Origin of the sequence: uncultured Bradyrhizobium sp. (genome assembly GCF_947648125.1) — a bacterium.
Classification (GTDB): Bacteria; Pseudomonadota; Alphaproteobacteria; order Rhizobiales; family Xanthobacteraceae; genus Bradyrhizobium.
Genome location: NZ_CANSMR010000012.1, coordinates 145833 through 170102 on the forward strand (window position 1 = coordinate 145833; position 24270 = coordinate 170102).

At 63.5% G+C, this 24270-nt stretch carries 20 protein-coding genes and 1 riboswitch; of the genes, 7 read left to right on the forward strand and 13 right to left on the reverse strand.

Going from position 1 to position 24270, the window contains the following annotated elements; all coding sequences use genetic code 11:
• Positions 1-25 precede the first annotated feature (25 nt).
• Together Q0030_RS21995 and Q0030_RS22000 are read right to left on the reverse strand one after the other, a co-directional pair.
• The gene (locus Q0030_RS21995) at positions 26-1789 is read right to left on the reverse strand and encodes an adenylate/guanylate cyclase domain-containing protein (RefSeq protein WP_298371612.1); all 1764 of its coding nucleotides are present in this window, start codon (positions 1787-1789) and stop codon (positions 26-28) included.
• Positions 1790-2091: 302 nt separating this feature from the next.
• The gene (locus Q0030_RS22000) at positions 2092-3006 is read right to left on the reverse strand and encodes a LysR family transcriptional regulator (RefSeq protein ID WP_298371614.1); all 915 of its coding nucleotides are present in this window, start codon (positions 3004-3006) and stop codon (positions 2092-2094) included.
• A gap of 68 nt (positions 3007-3074) precedes the next feature.
• On the opposite strand from Q0030_RS22000, the gene Q0030_RS22005 reads away from it, so the two are divergent.
• Complete coding sequence (locus Q0030_RS22005; protein ID WP_298371615.1) at positions 3075-3692, forward strand: GNAT family protein; 618 nt, start codon at positions 3075-3077, stop codon at positions 3690-3692.
• Between the two features lie 60 nt (positions 3693-3752).
• Here the strand turns inward: Q0030_RS22005 and uca are convergent, their stop codons facing one another.
• The 6 genes from uca to Q0030_RS22035 are packed head-to-tail and all read right to left on the reverse strand — an operon-like array spanning position 3753 to position 11544.
• On the reverse strand, positions 3753-7295 hold the full coding sequence (gene uca, locus Q0030_RS22010; RefSeq protein WP_298371616.1) for an urea carboxylase: 3543 nt from the start codon (positions 7293-7295) through the stop codon (positions 3753-3755).
• A 3-nt stretch (positions 7296-7298) separates the two neighbouring features.
• Positions 7299-7937, reverse strand: a complete 639-nt coding sequence (locus tag Q0030_RS22015) for an urea amidolyase associated protein UAAP2 (protein ID WP_298371618.1) — start codon at positions 7935-7937, stop codon at positions 7299-7301.
• Positions 7934-8779, reverse strand: a complete 846-nt coding sequence (locus Q0030_RS22020) for an urea amidolyase associated protein UAAP1 (protein ID WP_298371620.1) — start codon at positions 8777-8779, stop codon at positions 7934-7936. Before Q0030_RS22020 ends, Q0030_RS22015 begins: the two co-directional genes overlap by 4 nt.
• Complete coding sequence (locus Q0030_RS22025) at positions 8776-9609, reverse strand: ABC transporter ATP-binding protein (RefSeq protein WP_298371622.1); 834 nt, start codon at positions 9607-9609, stop codon at positions 8776-8778. The genes Q0030_RS22020 and Q0030_RS22025 overlap by 4 nt, the downstream gene beginning before the upstream one ends.
• Positions 9606-10424, reverse strand: coding sequence for an ABC transporter permease (locus Q0030_RS22030; RefSeq protein ID WP_298371624.1), 819 nt, complete (start codon positions 10422-10424; stop codon positions 9606-9608). The genes Q0030_RS22025 and Q0030_RS22030 overlap by 4 nt, the downstream gene beginning before the upstream one ends.
• A 46-nt stretch (positions 10425-10470) precedes the next feature.
• Positions 10471-11544, reverse strand: a complete 1074-nt coding sequence (locus Q0030_RS22035) for a putative urea ABC transporter substrate-binding protein (RefSeq protein WP_298371625.1) — start codon at positions 11542-11544, stop codon at positions 10471-10473.
• 78 nt (positions 11545-11622) lie between these two features.
• Positions 11623-11733, reverse strand: a riboswitch (guanidine-I (ykkC/yxkD leader).
• A gap of 726 nt (positions 11734-12459) precedes the next feature.
• On the opposite strand from Q0030_RS22035, the gene Q0030_RS22040 reads away from it, so the two are divergent.
• The 6 genes from Q0030_RS22040 (at position 12460) to Q0030_RS22065 (ending at position 19645) form a co-directional block, all read left to right on the forward strand.
• Positions 12460-14430 carry an AMP-binding protein gene (locus tag Q0030_RS22040; RefSeq protein ID WP_298371627.1) on the forward strand — a complete coding sequence of 657 codons (1971 nt, stop codon included), beginning with the start codon at positions 12460-12462 and terminating at the stop codon, positions 14428-14430.
• On the forward strand, positions 14427-15212 hold the full coding sequence (locus Q0030_RS22045) for an ABC transporter ATP-binding protein (RefSeq protein ID WP_298371629.1): 786 nt from the start codon (positions 14427-14429) through the stop codon (positions 15210-15212). The genes Q0030_RS22040 and Q0030_RS22045 overlap by 4 nt, the downstream gene beginning before the upstream one ends.
• Positions 15213-15221: 9 nt before the next feature.
• Positions 15222-16151: a branched-chain amino acid ABC transporter permease gene (locus tag Q0030_RS22050; protein ID WP_298371630.1), complete on the forward strand. Its 930-nt coding sequence runs from the start codon at positions 15222-15224 to the stop codon at positions 16149-16151.
• Positions 16152-16166: 15 nt separating this feature from the next.
• Complete coding sequence (locus Q0030_RS22055; protein ID WP_298371632.1) at positions 16167-17294, forward strand: branched-chain amino acid ABC transporter permease; 1128 nt, start codon at positions 16167-16169, stop codon at positions 17292-17294.
• A 106-nt stretch (positions 17295-17400) separates the two neighbouring features.
• Positions 17401-18726, forward strand: coding sequence for an ABC transporter substrate-binding protein (locus tag Q0030_RS22060; RefSeq protein ID WP_298371634.1), 1326 nt, complete (start codon positions 17401-17403; stop codon positions 18724-18726).
• A 76-nt stretch (positions 18727-18802) separates the two neighbouring features.
• Positions 18803-19645 (forward strand): ABC transporter ATP-binding protein, encoded by an 843-nt coding sequence (locus tag Q0030_RS22065; RefSeq protein WP_298371635.1) that lies wholly within the window; start codon positions 18803-18805, stop codon positions 19643-19645.
• A 55-nt stretch (positions 19646-19700) separates the two neighbouring features.
• Here Q0030_RS22065 and Q0030_RS22070 read toward each other — a convergent pair whose 3' ends face one another.
• From Q0030_RS22070 to Q0030_RS22090, 5 genes are all read right to left on the reverse strand, one after another.
• Positions 19701-20345 carry a glutathione S-transferase family protein gene (locus Q0030_RS22070; RefSeq protein ID WP_298371711.1) on the reverse strand — a complete coding sequence of 215 codons (645 nt, stop codon included), beginning with the start codon at positions 20343-20345 and terminating at the stop codon, positions 19701-19703.
• 4 nt (positions 20346-20349) lie between these two features.
• Positions 20350-21093 (reverse strand): SDR family NAD(P)-dependent oxidoreductase, encoded by a 744-nt coding sequence (locus tag Q0030_RS22075; RefSeq protein ID WP_298371636.1) that lies wholly within the window; start codon positions 21091-21093, stop codon positions 20350-20352.
• 64 nt (positions 21094-21157) lie between these two features.
• Positions 21158-22354, reverse strand: a complete 1197-nt coding sequence (locus Q0030_RS22080; protein WP_298371638.1) for a CaiB/BaiF CoA-transferase family protein — start codon at positions 22352-22354, stop codon at positions 21158-21160.
• Between the two features lie 120 nt (positions 22355-22474).
• Positions 22475-23347, reverse strand: coding sequence for an AraC family transcriptional regulator (locus tag Q0030_RS22085; RefSeq protein ID WP_298371640.1), 873 nt, complete (start codon positions 23345-23347; stop codon positions 22475-22477).
• A gap of 215 nt (positions 23348-23562) precedes the next feature.
• Positions 23563-24243, reverse strand: coding sequence for a hypothetical protein (locus Q0030_RS22090; protein ID WP_298371642.1), 681 nt, complete (start codon positions 24241-24243; stop codon positions 23563-23565).
• Between the last annotated feature and the right edge of the window lie 27 nt (positions 24244-24270).

The following is a 24270-nucleotide window of genomic DNA, read 5'->3' on the forward strand; positions in this document are numbered from 1 at the left end:
CATCCGGGCCGACAACGTCCGTAACCTAGCTTGACGACGGCAACCCGGCTTCCGTCAGGGCCTGGTGAAAAAGCTGTTGTGCAGCCTTCGGCCGCACGGGCTGGATGGGCATCGATCTGATCGACAAGCGCGGCAGCGCCGCCAGCAAGGCGCCACATGCGGTTGCCGCCTCACTGGTCTTGCCGACGATCTGAAGACTTGCAGTCAAGAGCGCGTGCGCCACCCAGTAGTCGGGCTTCCGTTCGATCGAAGATCGCGCCCACTTTGCTGCCTCCGAATAATCCGCCAGCAAGAAATGCGAGATGGACAGCACGGTGTAGCGAAAGAAGATGCTGGGATCTTTTGGATTGAGCTTGATCGCGAACTTCGTCGTTTCGATGCTTTCCTGCGCGCGGCCGCCATAGGCGAGAATGGTGCCCAATGTCCCATAACCGAGTGAAAAGTTTGGATTGATTTCAATCGAGCGTTGAAGGGCTCCGATTGCCTCGTCAATCCGGTCGTTCAGGGTACCGAATACAATTCCAAGGCCCCAATAGACATGCTCGTCGTTGACTGACAGCTTCAGGGCCGTTCGGATTGATTGCTCCGCTTCGGACTTGAACTCCTCCGCATTCGAAGCAAAACCCATGAACACCAGGTGGCTCGTGACGAGGGACAACAGCTTATAGCCTTCCGGGCTCGCCGGGAAATCGACCGTCATTTGCCTTGCAAGGTCCCGAGACTTTTCCAGACTATCCCGATTGAGGCCGTAAAACTCCCTCCAAGCCTTCTTGTTCGCGGTCCAAATATCAAGGCCTGCTGAGGATGTTCGATCTATCAGGCTCCCTTCCAGGAAGATCAGCTCGGTCTGGAGTGTCGCAACGACCCGCTTCGTGATGTCATCCTGCAGGTCGAAGATATCGACCAGGTCCCCGTCGTATCGCTCGGCCCAGACGTGACCGCCCGTCTCCACATTGATCAACTGAGCATTGATACGCACGCGCTGGCCGGAGCGCCGGACACTGCCTTCCAGGATGTACTTGACGCCCAGCTCCGCTCCGATCTTCTTGATGTCGACGGGCTTGCCCTTGTAGGTGAAGGTCGAGTTGCGCGCGATGACGAGCAGCCCCTTGAAACGAGAAAGCTCGGTGATGATGTCTTCCGTGATGCCGTCGGCAAAGAAATCCTGCTCGGGGTCGCTGCTCATATTGTTGAACGGCAAGACCGCAATGGATGGCGTTGCTTCCAGGGTGACGACCACGGGGCCCGAGCTCTGCACCCCCTTCCCGACCGAGTAGGCGCGAATAGGCTTGCCGATGTTCTTGAGCTTCAACTCACCGCGATCCTCGAACCGGACGTCGATCTTACGGACCACTTCGGAATAGAGTTTTTCAGATACCAGGATCGTTCCCGGCTCGCACAATCCTTCCAGGCGGGCGGCGATGTTCACGCCTTCCCCATAGACATCGCCATCGTCCTGGATGATCACATCACCCAGATTAAGGCCGATCCGAAGTTGCAGAGGCAGCGTGAGCCGCGAAACTTCTTCTTGAATTGTGATGGCGCTTCGGAGCGCGGCCATCGGGCTTGCAAATTCGGCGAGGAATCCATCTCCCGTCGTCTTGATGAGACGTCCATGCTCCTCGTGGAGACTGGGTTCGATAACTTCGGTCCGCAGTTGAGTAACACGCGCAACAGTGCCTTCTTCGTTCTCCTCCATGAGGGCCGAGAAGCCAACGACATCGGCTGCCAGAATAACAGCTAGGCGCCTCAACATCGGGACACCGGGAGCGTGAGCAAATTTGATCAAGAATATAAGGTCTGATCATACCTGCTCATCCCAGGTTGTAAATCGACTATTCCCGTGAGCTGGCATCTCGCTAAGACCCGCGATCCCCTCTCGCTTGTCTGTTGAGGGCGAAAAGGAACTACGCCGGCCGGATCAACGCCACCGATGTAATCCTGCCCGCGCCTGGCGCGGCACGCTGATCTCCATCTTCATGGACTCGACGGCGGCTGGTCGCGCCACGCTGGATGTGCCGGTCAAGCCGGCGGCCAAGCCGCCCAAGCTCGCTTGAAACGCCGCATCCGGGCAAAGCCGCCCGGATCGGGTCAGGCCGGAGCGCGCGCGGGCTTCCTGTATTCCGCGGTCTCGGCGCGAAGCAGGTCGCAGAATTCGAGCGCAAGACGGCTGCGCGGCCGTTGCGACGGAAACAGCAGCACGGTGGTGAGCTCCAGCCGCGGCTTGAACGGCTTGAGCACGATCCGGGCGCTGGCAAAATCCCGCGCCACGACCGGATCGACGATCGAGAAGCCCAGCCCCTGCGCAACCAGAGCGCAGCGCTGCATGCTGTACTGAATCTCCGCCACCGTTCTGACCTCGGCCCCGGCGTCTTCGAAGGCGCGTTCGAGGCGCGTTCGATGCGGCGCGCCTGGGGCTGGCGCAATCATCGCCTCGCCGTGCAGGTCCTTCGGCATGATCAATCGCTTGGACTGCAGCCGGTGCTGACGCGGCAGCACGCAGATGGCGTCGGTCGTCATCAGCAGCTCGTCGTCGACCGCTGCAAAACCCGACTGGGGTCGCGCCAGCCCGACATCGCACTGGCCCGCGGCAACCAGACTCCAGACGCGTTCAGGGCTGTGCACGGCGACCGACAGCATGATGCCGGGGTTCTTCCTGGAGAAGTTGCTGACGATCCGCGGCATCAACGAATAGGTGAATGCCGGAAGGCAGGCGATCCTCAGCGTCCCGCTGCCTCGCGCGCGAATGCCGCGCGCCGCACGCGCCAGATACTCCAGCCCTGCCTGGTTGCGCTCCACCTCATGCAGGAATATCTCGCCTTCCGGCGTCAACGTGACGCCGCCGCGGCCGCGTTCGAACAGCGCGAAGCCGATCTCGCGCTCCAGCCGCGCGATGGCGCGACTGACGAAGGGCTGCCCGATCCGCAGGCTCAGGGCCGCCTTGGTGATTCCGTTGTGACGCACGACCTCGCGAAACAGGTCAACGTGTCTCGGATTCAGGGACATGACCAATCCGCATATGAACTGCCATTTCGGTCATTTGACGGCATATCGGTTCGATGCGTCAATAGGGCATGCAATTCGCAGACAGCCATGCCGCCTTGGCCACCGACCGCATCCTGCTGACCAGGATCCACGGTTCCGAGATCTCGCGGGTCAAGCCGCTCGGGGACGCCGGCATGCTTCGGCAGCTCGATCGCGGCGGCTCCGGCCGGGCGGCGGCCGCGCGCATGGCAGCCACGTTGAGCTGCGCGAACGTCACGGCCGCGTTCGCGATCGAGGACGCCGGGTCAGGCGACATTATTGGCCTTACCGCTTTCGCGGCGCTCGAGCCGGAGGAGAAGCGGGCGACGCTTGCGCCGATCTGGAGCAGCGGACGAATGGACGATGTCCTGCTCATGAGCCATATCGCACATCTCATGACGCGGTATGCGTTCGAGGTGCTCGCCGTCGAGCGGGCCGAGGTGCATCTGGATTGGCGCCTGCGGCGTACGCTCGAGCTCTACACCGGCCTCGGCTTCCACTGCGAAGGACGGCTTCGCGCCTATTTTGCTTGCGATGAAGGTCCATCCGCCGACGCTGCGGTCCTCAGCGTGGTACGCTCCGGATGGCCTGCCATCACCGACCGACAGCGCCGGCTCCTTGCCAACGAGGCGTGGCGCTATCGGCTTCCGTCCGATCGTCCCCCATAGCACAATGACGGGGACAGGACCCCAGCAGATCGGCATGAGAGGCTCGTGACGCGGTCGAATCTACTCCGGCCGGATCAACGCCACGACATCGCCCGCGCGCAGCGTCTGGCCGGGCTTGACCGGCACCGACGCAATCCTGCCCGCGCTTGGCGAATGCACGCTGATCTCCATCTTCATGGACTCGATGATGGCAAGCACGTCGCCGGCCGCGACCACGGCGCCCTCCTCGACCAGGATCTTCCAGATGTTACCCGGCACTTCCGAAAAGGCGCCGACCTGGCCGTCGGGAACGCCCGTCGAGGCGACACCCGCATCGATCGATTCAACCAACGTCTCGTCAAGCTTCATCTCGCGCCAGCGCTGGCGCTCGGCATCGAACGCGGCCTGCTGTGTCGCCTTGAACGCGGCGATCGACGGCTGCGCGTCGGCCAATGTCCTGGCATAGTCGGCGTAGGAGAACTCGTTCTGCTCGATCCTGATGTCGTATTGCCCGTGCGGGAATGCGGCGCGTGCATCCAGCAATTCATCGGCGTCGACCGGAAAGAAACGGATCTTGTCGAAGAACCGCAACAGCCAGGGATGACCGGGTTCGAACACCCGCGTGGTGCGCCAGGTGTTCCAGACCTGGATGGTGCGGCCGAACAGCTGGTAGCCGCCCGGCCCTTCCATGCCATAGATGCACATATAGGCGCCGCCGATTCCGACCGCGTTCTCCGGCGTCCAGGTCCGTGCCGGATTGTACTTCGTGGTCACCAGCCGGTGCCGCGGATCGAGCGGGGTCGCCACCGGCGCGCCGAGATAGACGTCACCGAGGCCGAGCACGAAATAGTCGGCATCGAACACGATGCGGCGGACATCGTCCTCACTCGCAAGTCCGTTGATGCGCCGGATGAACTCGACATTCGACGGACACCACGGCGCATCGGCGCGGACCAGCTCCTGATATTTGCGCATCGCCAGCTCGGCCTCTGGATCCCGCCACGACAGCGGCAGATGCACGGTGCGGCTCGGCACCCGCATGGCGTCGACCGGCGGCAGGTCGCGCTCGATCCGCCTGAGCACATCGAGCAGCTTCGTTCGCGACAGCGCCGTGCCGTCATAATGGATCTGCAACGAGCGGATGCCGGGCGTCAGATCGATCAGGCCGCCGAGCTTCGCTTCCTCCAGCGCCTGCGCCAGTACATGGACGCGCAGCCGCAGCGCGATGTCGAGCTCCATCGGACCGTATTCGACCAGCAGATTTTCGTCGCCGGCGCGGCGGTAGACCACCGGGATCGGGCCATCATCATTGCGTCCGACAACTGCCGAGCCGAGCTCGGGCGCGCGCAGCACGGTTGGGCCGGCAACCGGATCGTTGCGTTCCACCGGCACGAAGCGGACGGTGTCGCCGGGCCGGAGCTGGCCGATCTTCCAGAGCTCGTCGCGCGCGACGACCGCCGGACAGACGAAGCCGCCGAGACTCGGTCCGTCCGGGCCGAGAATGATCGGCATGTCGCCGGTGAAATCGATCGAGCCCACCGCATAGGCGTTGTCGTGAATGTTCGACGGATGCAGCCCGGCCTCGCCGCCATCGGCGCGGGCCCAGCGCGGCTTCGGTCCGATCAGCCGCACGCCGGTCCGCGCGCTGTTGAAGTGCACCTCGTAGCTCGATGCGAACAGTGTTTCGATGTCCTCGTCGAGGAAGAAGTCCGGCGCACCATGCGGGCCATAGACCACGCCGATCTGCCACGCCGAAGTCAGCTCTGGCCGCTCGTCCTCCGCAGCGCGTCGCGGCGCGGCAAGGCTCGACGGCTCGGCGCCGATATGCAGCACGTCGCCGGCCTTCAGCGAGCCCGTCGCATGGCCGCCGAAGGCGCCGAGCGCGAACACGGCGCGCGATCCCAGGATCTCGGGCACGTCGATGCCGCCGCGCACGGCGAGATACGCGCGTTGGCCCGGGCCCCTGATACTGCCGAGGACGAGCGTCTGGCCTGCGCGTACCGCGACCGGCTCGTCATAGCCGACATCGGCGCCGTCGAGCGATGCCTTCATGCGTGCGCCCGACAGCGCGACGATCGATTCGGTATTGAAGCGCAAGGTCGGGCCGTTGACCGTCAGCTCCAGCGCCGTCGTTACTTCCGGATTTCCGACCACACGGTTGGCGAGACGAAACGACCGCTCGTCCATCGGCCCGCTCGGCGGCACGCCGACATGCCAGAGATGCAGGCGGCCGGGCAATTCCTGCACCCCGCTCTGCGCACCCGGTGCGACGACGTCGATGGTGCGGGGGCGATAGGCGAACGCGCCGAGCACGCTGGTTGCCACCTGCCCGCTGCGGAACACATCGGACGCGGCGATGGCGCGGAGATAGTCGAGATTGGTCTCGATCCCGGCGACCACCGTGTCGTCCAGCGCCTGCGCCAGCTTCGCGATCGCGGCATTGCGCGTCTCGGCCGAGACGATGATCTTGGCCAGCATCGGATCATAGAACGGCGACACCTCGGTGCCGGTCTCGATCCAGCCGTCGATCCGCGCGTCCGGTGAAAAGCTGACCTGCGTCAGCCGGCCCGCGCTTGGGCGGAAGCCCGCGCCCGGATTCTCGGCATAGAGCCGCACCTCGATCGCCGCGCCTTTTGGCGTCAGCGTGCCGACCTGGCCCAGCACGTCCTCGCCGGCCGCCTGCCGGATCATCCATTCGACGAGGTCGACGCCGGTGACCTGCTCGGTGACGGGGTGCTCGACCTGGAGACGGGTGTTGACCTCGAGGAAGTAGAAATCCTCGCGCGCGACATCATAGATGAACTCCACCGTGCCGGCGGATTCGTAGGACACCGCCTTGCCGAGCGACACAGCAGCCGCGTGCAGCCGCCGGCGGATGTCCGCTGAAAGGCCCGGCGCGGGGGTCTCCTCAAAAACCTTCTGGTTGCGCCGCTGCAGCGAGCAGTCGCGTTCGCCGAGCGCGACCACATCGCCCTTGCCGTTGCCGAAGATCTGCACCTCGATGTGCCGCGCGCGCGCCACGAACCGTTCGAGATAGACCCGGGCATCACCGAAGCTCGCGCGTGCCGTGCGCTGCACGGATTCGAACCGCTCGCGCAGCGTCGCCATGTCGTGGCAGAGCTGCATGCCGATGCCGCCGCCGCCCGCGGTGCTCTTCAGCATCACCGGAAAGCCGATCGCTTCCGCCTGTTGCACCGCCTCGTCGATCGTCTCCAGCAGGCCGGAGCCCGGCAGCAGCGGCACGCCGCTGCGCTCGGCGATCTCGCGCGCGCGGTGCTTGAGGCCGAAGGTGTCAAGATGCTCCGGCCGCGGCCCGATGAACTTGATGCCATGCTCGGCGAGCCGCTCGGCAAAGCGGCGGTTCTCCGACAGGAAGCCATAGCCGGGATGGACCGCCTGCGCGCCGGTCGCGAGGCACGCCGCCATGATCGCATCGACGTTGAGATAGCTCTCCGCCGCCGGCGCCGGGCCAATGCGCACCGCCTCGTCAGCCTCCAGCACCGGCCGCGTGAAGCGGTCGGCGTCGGAATAGACCGCGACCGAGCCGATGCCCATGCGGTGCAATGTTCTGCCGATCCGCCCGGCGATCTCGCCGCGGTTGGCAATCAGGACCTTGCTGAACATGCCTCACGCCTCCGGCTCGAAGATCGCGACCTGCACGGGCGTCGGGAAGAAGCCGTTGCAGGGATTGTTGATCTGCGGGCAGTTCGAGATCAGGCACAGCACATCCATCTCGGCAACCAGCTCGATCGCATCACCGGGCTTGGAGACGCCGTCGACCACGGTGAAATTGCCGGCGGGATCGATCGGCACGTTCATGAAGAAGTTCAAATTCGGCACGATGTCACGCTTCGACATGCCGTATTTCGCAGCTTCCAGCACGAAGTTCTCGCGGCAGGCGTGCTGGTAGCGGGTCTGGTGCCCGAACCGCACGGTGTTGCTTTCGCAGGAGCAGGCGCCGGCCGAGGTATCATGCAGGCCGCAACTATCAACCGTGACGCGCAGCATCACCCGGCCTTCATTGGACATGACCCGGGTGCCGAGCCCGACATAGGCCGAGCCCTGCGCGCGCAGCGTATCCTGGCCGCTGTAGCGCTCGCCAAGATCGTCGGCGCGATAGAACAGCGTATCGACCGCCTGCTGGCCATGGGTATCCGTGATCCGCAGCGTCTGCCCCTTGCGGATGACGGAGGACCACGGCTTGCGTGCGGGAATTTCCACGTCGAGAACGATGCGGCCGCGGGTCTGAGCGGATTGCGTGGTCATTGCACGGCTCCTTCGCTGGTCTCGCCGAGATACAGCGCATTGTTCTCATAAGCGCGGATCGCCTCGGCCGTCGCGGTGCGGCACAGATCATCGGCGGCGGGCGCGCCCGCGCGATAGCGCACGATCTCCACGCTCGCTCGCGGATAGCTTTCCGCGGGATCGAGCGGATGCGGGCAGTTCGACAGCGCAATGAGCAGGTCCATCTCCGCGCGCAGATCGACGAAATCTCTCTTTTGCCGACGCGCGTCGGACCAGGCAAACTTGCCGTCCGCGTCGATCGCAACCGGTGCAAAGAAGCTGACGCAGGGATGGACGTCGCGGCGATCGAGCCCGAGCTTGGCCGCAGCCAGGACGAAATTGTCGCGCGTATTGCGGAAACTCCCTTCGCCGTACTTCGCCAGGTTGGTCGCCGCGGTCGAGCCGCCGACCACGGCATCATGCGCGGCGCTGCTGTCCTCGGTGATGCCGAGCAGCGCGCGCCCCATGTCCGACAGCAATACGCGTCCCTTCTGCAAGCGCGCCGCCCACTGCACCTTGATTGTGTCGGCGTGGTTAAGCCGCTCGATGGGATCGGCGGCATTCCAGGCGAGTAGGCTGACGGTCGATGTCCCCAGCGTGTTGACGATGCGCAGCGTATCGCCGCGGTTCAGCCTGGTCGTCCAGTACCAGCCGGCCGGAATCACCTCCCGATGAATGATCGTGTCGGCGGCGATTGGCGCAGCGGCGCGCGAGGTCGGCGCCGGCAGCGCACGCGGAGCATGCTCCTGCCCTGCCGCCTTCAGCTCGTTGTAGCGTCGCGCATGCGCGGCGATCTCGGCCTTCTGTTCCTCTGTGAGGATCATGGTTGCTCCTTCAAGACGAGAGCGCCGGGCCGTCCCGGCTGATGCTCCTGGTCTGACCGGGTCGTCCCGATCGGAGCTGGTTGAACTGGTGACCGCAGCTCGGCGCTGCGGCGTGGAAAGATCTCGAGGTCGCGCGACACCGTGGCGCCGTAGCGCTCGCGCTCCTCCGGGCGGTTGCGCTGTCGCTCCAGCGCGATCACACGCGTTGCGAGACCGAAGGCCTCGCTGAGGTCATGCGTCACCATCACGACCGTCAGATGGGTCTCGTTCCAGAGCCGCTTCATCAACAGATGGATGTCGGCGCGAATGCCCGGATCGAGCGCGCCGAACGGCTCGTCGAGCAGCAGGATCTTTGGCTCGCGCATGATCGCCTGCGCCAGCGCGAGGCGCTGCTGCATGCCGCCCGACAGCGCGGAGGGATATTTACTCTCCTGACCGGCGAGTCCGACCTCGGCGAGCAGCTTCATGGCCTCGTCGGTCGCGGCACGCCGCGCGGCGCCGAACAGCCGGGCGGTGAATTTGGCGTCGCGCAATTCGCGGCCGAGCATGACGTTTTGCAGCACGGTCAGATGCGGAAACACCGAGTAGCGCTGGAACACCACGCCGCGATCGGCATCCGGCTCGGCACGCAACGGCTTGCCGTCGACCAAAATCTGCCCGCGGCTCGGCTGCTCCTCGCCGAGCAGCATCCGCAGCAGCGTGGTCTTGCCGCAGCCGGACGGACCGACCAGCGCAATGAAGGCGCGCGGCTCGACCTCCATCGTGATGCGCTCGAGCACGATGTGATCGCCGTATTCCTTCCAGACGTCGTCGAACCGGATCGCGCTCATTCCGCCCTCACCGACGCAAACCAGGGAAACAGCCTGCGCTGCATGACGCGCAGGCCGACATCGATCAGGAACGCCAGCAGCGTGATCCAGGCGACGTAGGGGATGATGACGTCCATCGCGAGATAGCGACGCACCAGGAATATCCGGTAGCCGAGCCCGGAGTCGGATGCGATCGCCTCGGCCGCGATCAGGAACAGCCAGGCCGGGCCGAGCTGCAGACGCAGCACGTCGATCAGCCGCGGCAGGGTTTGCGGCATCGCAACGCGCAGCGCGATCTGCCAGGTCGAGGCGCCGAGCGTCTGCGCCTTGACGATCTGCTCGCGCGGCAGCTCCTGCACCTTCATGGCGAGGTCGCGGATCATGCAGGGCAGCGTCCCGATCACGATCAGCGCAATCTTCGAATTCTCCCCGAGGCCCATCACGATGAACAAGATCGGCAACAGCGCCAGCGGCGGCACCATCGAAGTCACCGACACGAACGGCCCGAGCAGGGCATTGGCGCCCGGCAACAGGCCGATCACGATGCCGAGAACGAGCGCCGCCACCGTCGAGATCGCCAGCGCCGACCCCAGCCGCCCCAAGCTGGCGACGGTGTCGGAGGCCATCAGATAGCTGCTGGTGCGCGGATCGACCTCGAACGCCATCTGCTTGACGGCCTGCACCATGTTCGGCAGCGCCGGCAGCAGCTTGTCGTTCGGGTTTTGCGCGAGCCGCGCGCTGGAGCCGACGAAGTAGGCGATTGCGACCAACAGGAACGGCAGCGCGAGCAGATAGAATCGCGTCTGCCGTCCCGGCCGTATGTTCACAAGTCGCATGTCCGGCTCCTGCTTGAGGCAACGCGATGCGCGTCAGGGCTTGGCGTCAGAGCTTGCCTTTGGCGGCTTCGTCCATCCAGGTCGGGTCGAAGCGCAGCTTGACGTTCGACTTGTCGCCCAGCACCGACTTGTCGGCGAGCTCGATCCCGACCGCGTCGACCGACTTCGCGCCCTTGCCGAGCAGGTCCTTCTCGAACAGGAACTTGCGCACCCGATCCATGGTCACGCCGATGGTCTGGCTGCGCGTAAACGCTTCCGCGTCCGTTGCCTTGTCGAACAGTTTTGTGGTCGAGAGCTGGCTGTCGAAGCCGGCGAGATCGGTGCCGGAGGCCTTGGCCATCGCCTCCTTGGCGGCCTTCGCCGCGGGATCGTTCGCCGTCATCCTGGAGAGCGTCTCGTACCAGATGCCGACCAGCGCCTTGGCGAAATCCGGATTGTCCTTGGCGACCGCCGTGTTGACCACCATCAGGTCCATGATCTCGCCGGGAATCTGCGAGGAATCGAACACCTTCTTCGCATCAGGCGAGCCGAGGATTTCCGTCACGATCGGATTCCAGGTCACGACCGCATTGACGTCGGGCGTCTTGTAGGCGGCGGCGATATCGGCATCGGACGTGTTGACGACCTTGACGTCCTTCTCGCTCAGCTTGCTGGTCTCGAGCGCGCGGGCGAGCAGATAGTGCGACACCGAGAATTCGACCAGGTTGACCGTCTGTCCCTTGATCGCGGCGAGATCCGACTTGTTCTTGAGGATCACGGCATCGTTGCCGTTGGAGAAATCGCCCATCACGACCGCGGTGGTGTCGACGCCACCGGCGGCCGGGATCGACAGCGCGTCCATGTTGGTGATGGTGACGGCGTCATAGCCGCCGGCGGTGTACTGGTTGATCGATTCGACGTAGTCGTTGAATTGCTTGACCTCGATCGTGATGCCGTATTTGTCGGCCCACTTCTTGACGATGCCGGTGTCGGCCGCATAGCCCCACGGCATCCACCCGACATAGATCGACCAGGCGACCTTGAAGCTTTTCTTCGGTGCGGCGTCAGCGACGGATGCGGCCGCGAGCACGATCGCGCAGCCGATGACAACAGAGCGGAGGAAGAAAGAGAACTTGTTCATTGCCGATCCCTCTTGCGAAACTTCACAAAAAGGGACTGGCGAAAAGACCATCGCTCCGCCAATCCCTTGGCTAACGAGGTCTCCCGGGCTTTTATCCCGCCGTGCACCTGCGGGGATGTCTCCCCCGCAAGCGGCTGCTCTCGGACCAGCACCTTGTGTATCAAGGTCGGAACCCTAGCGGCCAACTCGACGCCATTGATGCACGAGGCGTGCCACAGCACCGGCGTTTGAATCTCATGAGATTTTTCGGCGCGCGTGGCGCGGCTGCGAGAACGCTCTGCTTAAAAACTACGCAGGCCTGCTCAGATTTGGCTCTGTCATTCCGCCGGTGACGTCAGCAGGATGCCTGCGATCGCTGATGTCGAGGGGACGTTCGATGCAAATGCTCTTGAGTGCCCTCTGGCGCGGACTGCATGGCCGCTACGGCCTGACGCCGCAATGCGACGTCGGCGGTCCGAACAGGACCGGGACGCGGGCTCACCGATACGCAGCCATACCCTGATCGATGCGAGTTGGACGAGCGCAGGGTAGATGGCAGCAAGCCTGTCCTATCGCGTCGCGCCCCGACGACGTCGCTTTAATCTATTGACCTGGGGCTCGCAGTTCGAACGACGGAGACTCTGTTCTCGCGCTCAGCCCGTCAGAGATGAGGCTCGCCGGGCATTGGGGCTACCCCTTCTGAGCCGACCAGCCTGCTGGCAGAAACGTTCTTGATCGGTTGGCTGCAAGATTCGCTTCGGGAATTGGCGGCCAGTCCGCCCTGCCGGAGGACTGCCCCGTAATCCGGACTTGTAGGACTCTCGATCCGCTGTCATGTTGGAACATGCGGAACTCGCATGGCTGTTGCCCAAAACGGGCCGGCGCCACCATAAGCAGGGGCGAACCAACGCGCCGGTTTTTGGGATCGAGACCGACATGGCCGGTGGCGGATCGTTTGACACGTTCCCCAAATTGCTGCTGCGGAATGCAGCGCAGTTAGGCACGCGTCCGGCGTTTCGGCACAAGGATCTTGGCATCTGGCAGAGCTGGACCTGGGCTCAAGTTGCCGAGATCGTGCGCGCCTACGCCGCGGGCTTGCATCGTCTCGGTTTGCAGCCGGGCGACACGATTGCCGTGGTCGGCTCCAATCGGCCGAAGCTTTACTGGACCATGATGGCAGCGCAGGTGCTGTGCGCTATTCCCGTTCCGGTCTACTCCGATGCGGTGGCCGACGAGCTTGCGTTTGTGCTCGCTCACGCCGAGGCGAAGTTTGTCGCAGCGCAAGACCAGGAGCAGGTCGACAAGATCCTGTCGGTGTCCGACCGACTGCCGCAACTCAGCAAGATTGTCTATGACGAGCGGCGCGGCCTTGAGGGCTACGACCACAGTCGGATCATCGCAATCGGCGATGTCATCGAGGACGGCCGCGCAGCGCTTGCAGCCGACGCCGCGCTTGGTGCACGGATTGACGAATTCGTTAGAGCAGCTAAAGGCTCGGACATCGCGATCATTCTCTACACCTCGGGAACGACCGGCGCGCCGAAGGGTGTCATGCTGTCGGCGCGAGGCTGCATCGATGCTGCGACCGACACCACGCGGTTCGACAGACTGACTGACAGGGACGTGGTGCTCGCCTATCTGCCGTTGGCCTGGGCCGGCGATCATTACGTCAGCTACGTGCAAGGCCTTGTGGCCGGCTTCTGCATAGCGTGTCCCGAGAGCGGCGACACGATTGAGCAGGATCGGCGTGAGATCGGACCAACCTTCTACTTGGCCCCACCACGCGGTTTCGAGGCCATGCTGACACGGCTGATGGTCCGGATGGAGGACGCAGCGCCGATCAAGCGGCGATTGTTCAGCTACTTTCTGGACGTCGCGTGGCGGTATGGCGAGCAAGTCTTGACGGGACGTCCGGTGCCGCTGTCAGGCCGATTGCTCTATGGGCTCGGGCGCTGGCTGGTCTACGAGCCTCTCAAGAACGTTCTTGGCCTGTCTCTGGTGCGCGTTGCATACACTGGAGGCGAAGCGATCGGTCCGGAACTGTTCGCGTTCTACCGTTCGATCGGACTGAATCTGAAACAGCTCTACGGCCAGACCGAAGCGTTCCTTTATGTAACGTGCCAGCCTGATGGCGAGATCTACTCGGATACGGTTGGTCCGCGGGCGCCCAATGTTGACATTCGCATTGCGGAATCGGGCGAAGTGCAGTTTCGATCGCCCGGCATGTTCCTAGGATATTTCAAGGATCAGGCAAAGACCGCGGAAGCCATGACGTCCGACGGATACGTCAGGACTGGTGACGCGGGCTTTTTCGACGAGAAGACCGGGCATCTGAAGATCATCGACCGCGCGAAGGACGTCGGTCGGCTGGCGGACGGCACGATGTTTGCCCCGAAATATCTCGAGAACAGACTGAAGTTCTATCCCAATATCAAGGAAGCGGTCACTTTCGGTGACTCCCGGGATTTTGTTTGCGCGATGCTCAACATCGACCCGGTCGCCGTCGCAAATTGGGCGGAACGCAACAACGTTGCCTACGGTTCGTATCAGGAACTGGCCGGGCATCCGCTGGTCTACGACATGGTCGCGAAAGACGTTGCCGAGGTGAACCGCTCGCTTGCCAAGGAAACGGTGCTGGCCGGCGCGCAGGTTCGCCGCTTCCTCATCCTGCCCAAGGAGCTCGACGCGGATGACGGCGAGTTGACCCGCACGCAGAAGGTGCGCCGCCGGTTCATTGCCGAGCGCTATGCGCCGCTGGTCACGGCGCTCTACAACGGCTCGCAGGAAGCCGACATTTCCACCGAGGTCACGTTGGAGGATGGTCGCAAAGGTACGATCGCGGCACGGGTCAAGGTTCGCGACATGCAAGTCATCGGTCCGGCAGAATCGTTGGGAATAGCAGCATGAGAGCGCCGGACACCAACGAAATCCTGCTGCAGGTCGAGGGCGTGGCACTTGCCTTCGGCGGCGTCAAGGCGCTGCGCGACGTTTCGTTCAACGTCAGAAAAGGCGAAATTCGGGCCATCATCGGCCCCAACGGCGCCGGCAAGACCTCGATGCTGAACGTCGTCAACGGCTTCTATCATCCCAACCGTGGCGTCATCACCTTCAAGGGGCGCACCCGGGCCAAAATGCAGCCTTTCGAGGCGGCGCGCGGCGGCATCGCGCGCACCTTTCAGAATGTCGCTCTGTTCAAGGGCATGAGCGCGCTCGACAACATCATGGCGGGCCGCACCTTGAAGGTGCGCCGAGGGCTGTTATGGCAGATGCTGCGTTATGGCCCCGCCCTCGCGGAGGAGGCCGAGCATCGGCGCAAGGTCGAGGAGATCATCGACTTTCTGGAGATCGAGACAATCCGCAAGGTACCGGTTGGGCGTTTGCCATACGGCTTGCAGAAGCGTGTCGAACTCGGTCGCGCTCTGGCGATGGAGCCCGACCTTCTCCTCCTCGACGAGCCGATGGCAGGCATGAACCTCGAGGAGAAGGAGGACATGTCGCGCTTCATCACTGATGTGAACAACCATTACGGCACGGCCATCGCCCTGATCGAGCACGACATGGCCGTGGTCATGGATCTGTCGGATCGCGTAGCGGTGCTTGATCACGGTGTAAAGATCGCCGACGGCACGCCCGATGAAGTGAAGAAAAGTCAAGCCGTCATCGACGCATATCTTGGCGTCGCGCATTGAGGTGCGTCTATGATCGCACTGGGTCAGTTTCTCGAGGTCCTGATCGGCGGATTGATGTCCGGCGTGCTCTATTCGCTGGTCGCGCTCGGCTTCGTGCTGATCTTCAAGGCATCCGGCGTATTCAATTTTGCTCAGGGAGCAATGGTATTGCTCGCGGGATTGGCGCTGGTTCGCGCCCTCGACCTCCTGGTCGCCAACGGCCTTCCGCTTTGGGTCGCGGTCGTCCTCGCGATCGGCTTTGCCGCCGTGATCATGGCGGCAACGGCCTGGCTCATCGAGCGGTTCGTGATCGGACCTCTTGTCAACCAGGATGGCCTGACGCTGTTCATGTCGACGATCGGCGTGACATTCGTCATCGAGGGCGCCGCGGAGATGATCTTCGGATCGGATGTCTATCCGTTGCGGCTGTTCCCGACCGACGCCTGGTTCTTGTTTGAAGGCCTGTTCCCGGGTGGGATTCTCGTCAACAAGCTGGATGTCTGGGGCGCGTTGATCGCAGGCGTCCTGGTCGCCGGCCTCGCCGTCTTCTTTCAGCGCACCAAGACCGGTCGCGCTCTCAGAGCCGTGGCCGATGACCATTTGGCCGCGCATTCAGTCGGTATCCCGATCAGTTGGATCTGGTTTGTCGTCTGGCTTGCCGCCGGCCTCGTTGCGCTGGTCGCGGCGACCGTGTGGGGGACCAAGCTCGGCGTGCAGTTCTCCATCACTTTTCTCGCACTAAAGGCGCTGCCGGTTCTGATCATCGGGGGCCTCACCTCGATTCCGGGAGCCATCGTCGGCGGGCTTATCGTGGGGGCGGGCGAGAAGCTTGCCGAGGCGTATCTAGGGCCGTCCATCGGCGGCGGTATCGAATATTGGTTTGCGTTTGTGCTGGCGTTGGCGGTGCTGCTCGTACGGCCGCAGGGGCTGTTCGGCGAGCGGATCATCGAACGTATCTGAAGCAAGGAGTTCGTCGTGCTTTATCGCGAGGCCGGCCAGTTCAAGACGAGCTACGCGGAGGACATGGCGATCTTTCCGATCCGTCAGGACCGTATTGCGCTTGCCGTCTTGCTCGCGATCGCTTTCGTTGGCGTGCCGCTGTTGGCCACCTTCCATATCTGGCCGTTCCGCACCGACTATCTGTTGTGGGCGATCCTGCTGCCCTTCCTTATCCTGGCGCTCGCCGCCATCGGCACGAACATACTTGTCGGCTATTGCGGCCAGATTTCGCTAGGCAGCGGCGCGTTCATGGCCATCGGCGCCTATTCCGCCTACAAGCTGGCGACAGGCGTTCATATCCCGCTTGCCTGGCTTGGCTTCGCGATCTCGATCCCGCCATTGCCCGTGCTGGCATCCATTCTGCTTGGCGGGTTTATGGCGGCGGGTGCCGGAATCCTGTTCGGCATTCCCAGTTTGCGGATCAAGGGTCTCTACCTGGCGGTCGCAACGCTCGCCGCGCAGTTCTTCTTCGATTGGGCGTTCCTGCGAATTCCGTGGTTCACCAACTACGCCCCGTCGGGATCGGTCAATGCGCCGGCGCTGGATTTCTTCGGCATGGTCGTTCGCACGCCGGTCGAGCGCTACCTGCTGTGCCTGCTCTTCGCGACCGTGATGGCGGTGTTGGCGAAGAATCTCGTTCGCGGCAATCTCGGCAGGCAGTGGATGGCGATCCGCGACATGGATATCGCCGCCGAACTGATCGGTATCCGGCCGCTCTATGCCAAGCTCACGGCGTTCGCGGTCTCTTCCTTCATCATCGGGGTGGCGGGTGCGCTCTGGGCGTTCGTCTACCTCGGTTCATGGGAGCCGCTTGCGTTCTCGATCGACCGCTCGCTCGAGCTTCTGTTCATGGTCATCATCGGCGGGCTCGGATCGATCATGGGTTCGTTCATCGGGGCGGCTTTCATCCTCATCGCGCCGATCATGCTGAATGTGATTCCAACCGAACTCGGCCTGCCACTGTCGACGCAAACGATCACGCACCTCCAGTTCATCATCTTCGGATCCTTGATTTGTTATCTGCTGATCAAGGAACCCCATGGCTTCGCCCGGCTGATATCGATCGGCAAGGAGAAGCTTAGACTTTGGCCGTTTCCCTATTGAAGGAACGATCGCGCCTCGGTTGCAACGCGGATGGCGGCCGCTGACAGCGGAGAGGAAGCAAGCATCGCGGACGGGAATGAGGGACTCTAAAGAGGAGGATATCAATATGGCAAGCATTGCACGCAGTGTATTGGTACTAGCGACCGCCTTGGCCGGCGCCGCGTTTAGCGCACCGGCCGCAGCGCAAAACGAGCAGTTCATCCCGATTCTGTCCTACCGGACCGGACCGTACGCCGTAAACGGCGCGCCGTATGCGAACGGCGTGGCCGACTATTACAACCTGATCAACGAGCGCGACGGCGGCATCAACGGCGTCAAGCTTCTGGTCGAGGAGTGCGAGACCGCCTACGCGACCGACAAAGGCGTCGAGTGCTATGAGCGTCTCAAGAGCAAGGGTCCAACCGGCGCGGCCTTCATCAATCCGCTGTCGACCGGCATCACCTTCGCGCTCACCGAAAAGACCGCGACCGACAAGATCCCGATCATCACGATGGGGTACGGCCGCGCCGATTCCAAGAACGGCGCGGTGTTCCCGTACAACTTCCCGCTGCTCGGCACCTACTGGTCCGCGGCAGATATCGCGATTCAGCACGCCGCCAAGGAGCTCGGCGGGTTCGACAAGCTGAAGGGCAAGAAGATTTCGCTGCTGTATCACGACAGCCCGTATGGCAAGGAGCCGATCCCAATGCTGCAGGTGTTGGCGCAGAAATACGGCTTTGAGTTCACGCCGATCCCGGTCACCCACCCCGGTGTCGAGCAGAAGTCGCAATGGCTGGCGATCCGCCAGAATCGGCCGGACTATGTGCTGGTCTGGGGCTGGGGCGTCATGAACAGCACGGCAATCAAGGAAGCGGCCGCCGTCGCCTATCCGCGCGACAGGATGATCGGTGTCTGGTGGTCGGGCGCAGAGCCGGATGTGACGCCGGCAGGTGATCAGGCCGCTGGCTACAAGTCGCTGATGCTTCAGCATGGTGCAGGAAAATATCCCGTTCACACTGACATAGAGAAGTACGTCTACGCCAAGGGCAAGGGTTCGACAGAACCTGGCAAGATCGGCGAAGTTCTCTACAACCGCGGCATGACGAACGCCATGCTCGGCGTGGAGGCGATCCGCAAGGCGCAGGAGAAGTTCGGCAAGAAACCGCTGACGGGCGAGCAGGTCCGTTGGGGGCTTGAGAACCTCATCCTCACCGCTGATCGTATCAAGGAACTCGGCTTTGAGGGGATGTTGAAGCCGGTGAGCATTTCCTGCTCCGACCACGAGGGCGCGCGCTACGGGCGCGTCCAGCAATGGGACGGCAAGGGTTGGAGAGTGATCTCCGACTGGTACACGGCCGACGAATCGCTCATCGAACCGCTCGTGGCCGACGTGTCCGCGAAGTATGCCGCGGAGAAGAAGATCGCGCCGCGCGACTGCGCAAAAGAAACCTGAGCCGGTGCAAGTGATCCGGGAGGCAGGTTTGCCTGCTCCCGGATCCAGGACCCTGTTCCAGTTTGGAGGTCTGCGCGTGTCAATCGCCAAGGTCGTCACCGCTGCGACGGAAACGGCAGCTCTGATTCTATCGGTCAACAATATCGAGGTTGTCTACGATCACGTCATCCTCGTGTTGAAGGGAGTCTCGCTGGAGGTCCCGCGAGGCGGCATTGTCGCGCTTCTCGGCGCCAACGGCGCCGGCAAGACGACGACGCTGAAGGCGATCTCCAATCTGCTGCACGCAGAGCGCGGCGAGGTCACCAAGGGCTCGATCCTGTTCAACGGCGTCGAGGTGAAGTCCCTGTCGCCAAACGACGTGGTGCGACGCGGCTGCATTCAGGTGATGGAGGGCCGGCGCGCCTTCCCTCATCTTACGGTCGAGGAGAACATCCTGACCGGCGCCTTTACGCGGACGGATGGCAAGTTCGCGATCGCGCAGGATCTGGAACGGGTCTACGCGTATTTTCCCCGTCTAAAGGAACGGCGCGGCTCCACCGCCGGCTATACATCCGGCGGTGAGCAACAGATGTGTGTGATCGGGCGCGCGCTGATGTCGCGCCCGAAGATGATCCTGCTCGACGAACCTTCGATGGGCCTCGCGCCGCAGATCGTCGAGGAGATATTTGACATCGTGAAGGATCTCAACGTCAAAGAAGGTGTATCGTTTCTTCTCGCCGAACAGAACACCAATATGGCGCTTAGATATGCGAGCCACGGCTACATCCTCGAGAACGGCCGCGTGGTGATGGATGGCGAAGCGCGCGCCCTCGCCGACAACGAGGACGTCAAGGAGTTCTATCTTGGCATCGCCGGCGACAAGCGAAAATCATATCGCGATGTGAAGCACTACAAGCGGCGCAAGCGTTGGCTCGCTTAGCCGATGGCAACGTTTGCCTTTGAGCGGCCAAGGAGGCCCTGACGCGTGTCACCGATCAGACCTTCACGGTGTTGATCGCGACACTTTCCTTGTAGGCCGGCCGCGCCGTGACGCGGTCGAGATAGGGCGTTGCGACCTCGCAAACCCCGACACCGTAATCGATCGCCCATACCAGGCAAGTCGTCAGCAGGATATCCGCGCTGGTGAATTGATCGCCCATCAGATACTGGCGGCCGTCCGACAAGGCGACTTCGACATGGCGAAGCTGCTGGCGAAAATACTCGGCCGCTTTCACGACCACATCCGGAGCATGGCCGTAGATATGGGCGAGGCCTTGGACGTCATGGCGGCGCATCACATAGAGGCTGGTCGAGTCCAGCTCAGCCACGATGAAGAAGCACCATTCCAGCCATCGCGCAAAGTCGCGCTCTTCGACCGGCACGAGCGAAATGTTCGGGTTGGAGTAATGGCGCGCCAGATAGGCGACGATGGCCGCACTCTCCCCGATCGTAAAGTCGCCGTCCTGCAGCAGCGGAATTTTCTGCCGCGGATTGAGCAGCGTGTATTCCGGCGTCTTGGTCTCGCCCGAACGCGGCAGGATCGGCTTGCAGTGATAGTCCAGCCCCAATTCGTGCAACGCCCAATGGGCCCGGATCGTCCGCGATGTCCCCACCCCCCATAACGTCAGCGTCTCCGGCATGACGTCACCATTTCTCGACGGAGGGACGCAGATCCAGTTCATGGCTCCATCCGTCGCGGCTCTGCTGGTGCACGAACCAGTAGGCCTCCGCGATCGAGGACGTGCGGGTCAGCGAATCCGGGGGGATCTCTGATGCGTCGACGCCCGTGGCGGCTTTCATCCGCTGGTGGATGGCCGGGCTGTCGACACCGGCATCGATCAGGAGATGAGCGACATGGATGTTTTTCGGCCCGAGCTCGCGCGCCATCGCCTGGGCAACCGCGCGCAGGCCGAACTTGGCGGATGCGAATGCCGCAAAGCCGCTGCTGCCGCGCACGCTCGCGGTCGCGCCGGTGAACAGCATGGTGCCGCGGCCATGCCGCAGCATGTGCCGGGTCGCCTCGCGCCCGACCAGGAAGCCGGCGAAGCAGGCGAGCTCCCAGGCCTTGAAGAACAGTTTTTCGCTGGTCTCGTGCAGCTCCTTCTTGACGTTCGAGCCGGCGTTGAACAGGCAGACCTCGATCGGCCCGATCTCGCGTTCGACCCGCTCGCACAGCTCCTGCACCTCGGTCTCGCGCCGCGCGTCGACACTGAACGCATGCACCCGGCTGCCGGCGCCGGTCAGCTCCTCCACCAAGGCGCCCGATTTCGCCGCATCGCGTCGCGCGATGCAGACCGAATAGCCGCCGGCGGCGAAGCGCCGCGCCACCGCGGCACCGATCGCATCGCCCGCACCCACCAATAAGGCAGTCTTGTTTGTCTCGGCCATAGGACATCTCCCACCGACGGCGGTTGTTCAGTTCAGCAATGGTGACGTTGCGTGGCGCGGTCGCTCAGACCGCTCGCACGGCCTTCTGCTCGATCATCTCTGCGATCGCGGCATCGCCGTAACCGAGATCGCGCAGCACCTGTCTCGTATGCTGGCCGATGCGCGGGGCCGGGCCGCCGATCGCAGCGGCGTCGACCTCGAAGCGCGCCGCAGGTTTCGGCTGCCGCACCGTGCCGACCCCGGGCTGTTCCAGCTCGGCGATCAGCCCGCGGGCAACCACCTGCTCGTTGGCGATGATTTCGCCACGCCGCAGGATCGGCGCGCAGGGCACGTCGGCCGCATCGAGCCGCACCAGCCATTCGGCGGTGGTGTGCCTGCCGATATAGTCCTGCATCTTGTTGATGCGCGCCGTTGCGTTGACCGAGCGCGAAGCCGGCGTGGCGAAGCGTTCATCTCTGGCAAGCTCCGGATCGCCCGTGGCCTTGCAGAAGCCCTGCCATTCGGAATCGGAGATGGTCCCGCAGGTCAGATAGCCGTCCGAGGTCTGGAACACGAGATCGGGACGATCGTTCGGATCGGCCGTCGCCTGCTCGCGGCCGACCACCGTGTATTGCATCATGCCTTCCGGCCAGAGATAAGCGATCATCGCATCGAGCATCGCCACCTGGATATGCTGGCCGCTGCCGGATTTTTCCCGCGCGTAGAGCGCTGCCGTGATCGCCTGCGCGGCATAGACCGCCGTCGTCTTGTCGGCCACGATGGTCCGGATCATCTGCGGACGGTTGGTCACCGGCTGCGCCTGGATATCGCAGAACCCCGACAGCGCTTGCACGATGGGGTCGTAGACGCGCTTCTTGGCGTATGGACCGTCTTCGCCGACGCCGCTGATCGAGACATAGATCAGCCGCGGATTCTTCTTGCGCACCTCGTCCGGACCGAGCCCGAGACGTTCCATCGTGCCGGGCCGGAAATTCTGCACCAGCACGTCGGACTGCATGACCAGCTTGTCCAGCACGTCCCGGCCGGCGTTGGTCTTCATGTCGATCGAGAGCGAACGCTTGCCGCGGTTCGACGAGATGAACAGCGCCGAGAACTCACCCGTCTTGTCGACATTGGCCCGGCTGCGGCGGGTGATGTCGCCGCCGATCGGTTCGACTTTCAGAACGTCCGCGCCCTGATCGGCCAGAAACATCGTCGCAAACGGGCCCGAAACGACACCGGTCAGATCAAGTACGCGAACTCCCGCCAATGGCCCTGGCATGCTTTGCTTCCTTCTCCAATGCGCGGACGGGACCGAACCTTGAGCGCAATCCCGGCATACGATGGACGGTGCGCCGGCGCTTGCTGGAAAGCGCCTCGACTTGCAAAAAAGCGCCGAAACTCACGCCCGGCCCTGCTGCCGGAACACCGACGGACTGACACCCGTGACTTGCCTGAACGTCGACGAGAAATGCTGGGCGTGACTGAACCCCGACGCCAGCGCGATGCTGGTCAGGCTCTCATCGGTGTCGCTGAGGCGACGCTTGGCCACCTCGATGCGCAGGCCGAGCACATAGCGATGCGGGCTGGTGCCCATGCTCTCCTGGAACGCGCGCAGGAAATGCCGCTTGCTCAGGCCGGCAACATCTGACAGTGCCGACAACGAGATCGTCTCGCCAAGATTGGCCCGGACGAATTCCTCGATCCGCCGCAGCTTGAGCGCCGGCAGTCCACCGCGGCTCAATGCCTTCGCCGGTTCCGCGCCGCGCGACAGCCGCGCCATATGGGCCAGCGCCTGACTGGCCCAGCCTTCGGCGAACAGATCGAACAGATTGTCCGGCGCGGTCGCTTCCTGGCAAAGTTCGGAGAGACCACGACAGAGCTGGTCATGGCCGAACGCAATCGCTGATGTTTCGATCAAACCATTGAGACGGCTCTGCACGAATTTCGGGTCGACGAAGACGACCACATAGTCGAACGCCGGCCCGACCGACCACTCACCCTCGATCTCGGTACCTGCCGGAAACAGCGCCAGGTTGGCCGCCCTGGAGAAATCATATTCAACCGGACGGCCGTTGATCGTGGCCTGCAACCGCGAGCAGCCGTTGCGGAACCAGAACAACGTCAATTCGGGCTGGCGGAAATGCCAGTTCATGCGCGGCCGCGAGGTCCGGCTGAGCAGCTCGACCCTGATCGGCTCCGACCGCGCGATGACGGACGACACCAGCTCACCGCCGACCTTGCGGACAAACCGCTCCGGACGCGCTTCCTCCATGGGACATCTCCTCCGCGTTTGGCACGGATGGTAAGTTCCAAATCAGAATTGACTATCCACGACCAGAAATCCAGCCCTTTGATGGCTGATCGCCAAGATGTTAGCGGGCAGGTTCGGCGGATAGCGCACGCGGGGGATCGCGCCGCGATGGCCAGGCGCCTTGCAGAGGAGAGGTAGATGCGAGGAGGCAGGCGCCCGGCGCAGCTCGCGCCGAGTTAGCCGGCGACCCGGAGCGCGGTCACCGCGACGCAGGCGTTGCCGAACGGAATCAGCACCACCTGCGCGCCGTTCGGCAGCGCGATCGTCGCGAGGTCACCGAGCGCGCCGTTCTGCCCGTTGAGCTTGGCGAGCTCGGCTGCAACTGTCGGGCAGCTTTCCGCGCTCGGCGTCACCCGCACCAGATTGCCTTCGCAGGACGACCCGACCGGCGCGGCAAACACGATGCCGGCGGCGCGCTGGGCAGCGCTGCCCTGCGGCGCCTGGTTTGGCGCGAGCGCGACCAGCGACTGCACCGAATGCGAATTGCCGGCCTTTGCATCCCACTGCGACTGCGCGGTGTAGTTCGAGTTCGTCGCCAGACCCCGGCCGAGCAACCCGAACAGATTGGCGCAGGTCGCGATGTTGCCCTGCCGCGCGTGATCGTCGAACACGGTCGGCTGCTGCCCCGCCTGCTGCTGCGGAACGGATGCCGCGGCTGCCGCTGGCGTCTGCGCCTCCTGCGGTCGCTGCTTGTGCGGCTGCGGCTTCGCGGCGGCGGCAGCAGGCTTCTTGGCCGGCGCAGGTACGGCCGGCTGCAAGGGTACAGGTTGCGTTTGCTGCGCGTAGACCACGACGCCGGCAGCACCGAGCGCGGCCACGACGACCGCAACAAAGATCAATCCAAGGGTGCGCCGCATCGACAATCCGTCCTTTTCACTTCGCAC